Below are 2,693 nucleotides of genomic sequence, written 5' to 3'. Positions count from 1 at the left end.
GAGATTAGATGAAGGATCTAAAGGATCAGAGGACTGAGAAGGCTTTGGTTCAACAGGGACAGAAGGAGGAGAAACAGTATCCAGAGATGAAGTGTCCTCCGGAGCAGAGGGCTCAGATGGCAACGACATAGAAAGTGGATCAGGGCGTGGAGAATCGACAGGATCAGAGGACGTAGAAGAAGGAGGGTCAGACACAAACGACGTAGAAAGTGGATTGGGAGGGGGAGGATCAACAGGATCAGAGGACGTAAAAGAAGGAGCGTCAGACATAAACGACGTAGAAAATGGATCGGGAGGGAGAGGATCGACAGGATCAGAGGACGTAGAAGAAGGAGGGTCAGACACAAACGAAGTAGAAAGTGGATCGGGAGGGGGAGGATCGACAGGAGCAGAGGACGTAAAAGAAGGAGGGTCAGACACAAACGAAGTAGAAAGTGGATCGGGAGGGGGAGGATCGACAGGAGCAGAGGACGTAGAAGAAGGAGAGTCAGATATCAACGACGTAGAAAGTGAATTGGGGGGAGAAGATGGAGGATTAACAGGATGAGATAATGAAGAAGGTTTACCAAATGGACCATTATAAGAACCTATTCTAGAAGAAATATAAACCCCTTCGAGTCGGAAATCCCAAAATTCCCCCTCACCTTCCACTAATCTTTGCGTAGCATCTGCTTCTCCAAAGGGCGAACCTGGACCATAACCACGAATACGATATTGATAAGGAAAACCTTTCACCGTAGTATAATCATCATAACCATTGGCGAGTCGAAAAGAACCTGCCTGCGCTGTTCCAGCAACTTGAATGAGTGAAATGCTTTGATCTTTTCCCTCATAGACTTCTTTACTTGCATATTTTGGAAAATTTTGCACATGAACGAATGTCGTTCCAGAAACATCCCCATAGATCAATATGCGATCCGTCTTTTGGGGATTAAACAAACCCTCATCATTCAAAAATGCATTCAACCTAATCTGAGCGTTTCCCTCGGCACTGTAGACTTTTTTATCTTTTGATGCGAGAATTTTATCTCCTGCACCTATATCTGCTTTTTTTCCAATGCGTAGCGTTTGATAACCACTGTCTTCATCAAAGATCAATGTGCTATTGGAAAGACTTAGAGAAGAAAGCGATGAAACAGATTCCTGTAAACCGTTGTATTTACTTTTAGTAAGATACCATTTTGAATAACGAATTAACTCTAAATCAATAACCGATCTACCCTCAACACGCGTACCTCCTGTAAGAGAGGAAGCGTTTGCTTTCACCAATAGAGAAGCATTATTTTTAGCTTTTAGCAACAAATCACCAGAGATTTTTGTTTCATCCGATAATTCAAGAGTGCCTTTTACTTCATAGTCTTTATTCCCCTTCGCATAAATCGCAATCCCGTCTGGAACTGTCATATTTGTCTCTGATAAATAAACAAATGCCCTCCCCGTGATAACTTTTTTGGTTTCTAAAATTTTTTCATCATCTCGTTGCCTCAACATTTTAGCAAGTTCTTCTGGAGCTAAAACATTAAAGCACAGTCCATATACTCCCTCACCCTGAACAGAAATATTGTTTTTTTCTATCTTAATATTTGTATTCTTAAAGCCATCTGGTGAAATATATTTTTGAATTAACTTACCATTATCATTTACATAACCTGAAAAGTTTTTCATCAAGAATGCATGCATATGGTTCAGCTGAATAAAATTGTTTTTCAAATGAACGTCACCACCTTGAAAAACCTCAAAAGCTTCTGGCAATACCCCCATAGCTCCATCACCATCTGTTAAAGTTTCCTCCCTCCTTCCTTGCCCCGTAATCCCCATAGTATCAAGAATATAATGCCCCCCAAATCGAGTTGAAAATGAGCCAATCTGGTTAAAATTAACGGTACCGTCTGTCATTTTAACCATTGCATCAAAACCACTCATAATACCGATCCCTTTTACATTCAAATTATCTGGCTCAATATTGATATTCACACTCACTAAAGCAATATCCGTTCCTCTCCCCCATGCATAAATAGCATGTGAAGTCCCCTTAATTTCCCCTACTGTCATGCTAATAACGGCATTTTGAGCACGAAGAGCAGGTATATTCTTAAAATCTGAAGCTATTAAATTAATTTTTCCACCATTTCTTACATACGCCCCATACGCAGATATTTTATCTGGATCATCGCCAAAAACTGTTATCTGAGAGGCATTAACAATAGTGCCTGCTTTTTCTACATATATAGCTGCAATAGGTGCAATATGAGCAGACGTCTCTTGAGAACTTTTTAAGTAATAGATTTTATCTGCGAGAAAGTGTGTTTTTCTATCATCGCATTTATAAAATGCCCCTCCTGCATCACTTGAAGATCCTGCAGCATTAACATACGTAACCTGCAAAAAATAAAGAATAGCTGTTGTAACGTTGCATAAAAATACATATTTATGAAATACATAAATCATAACTCTTGCCGCCTCCTATTCCCCTACTTCTATTCATTGAAGAATAATATCTATATTAAGCTAATAAATTTCTCAAAATACAATAAATATAAAATGAAATATTTAATTTAATACTTAATACAATACTATATACTTATATATAAGTTACTATATAGTTTATGTATCGCTAAAAAAGGTGGCGCAATCCAGCAGAGAAACTCGTTCCAGAAAAACCAATTTTCTTAAATCTATGCTGATAAGTGACA

At 38.7% G+C, this 2,693-nt stretch carries 1 protein-coding gene; it reads right to left on the bottom strand.

Annotation, left to right across the window (positions count from 1 at the left end):
- Window positions 1–2,448: autotransporter outer membrane beta-barrel domain-containing protein (locus ACFING_RS09555; protein WP_375630717.1), on the bottom strand; the 2,448-nt coding region annotated here is incomplete at its 3' end.
- Window positions 2,449–2,693 lie beyond the last annotated feature (245 nt).

The sequence above is a fragment of the Bartonella sp. AP150HLJHH genome (assembly GCF_042196385.1).
Classification (GTDB): domain Bacteria; phylum Pseudomonadota; class Alphaproteobacteria; order Rhizobiales; family Rhizobiaceae; genus Bartonella.
The sequence above is the reverse complement of the archived record's forward strand: the minus strand, read 5'-3'. Positions and strand labels throughout refer to the sequence as shown.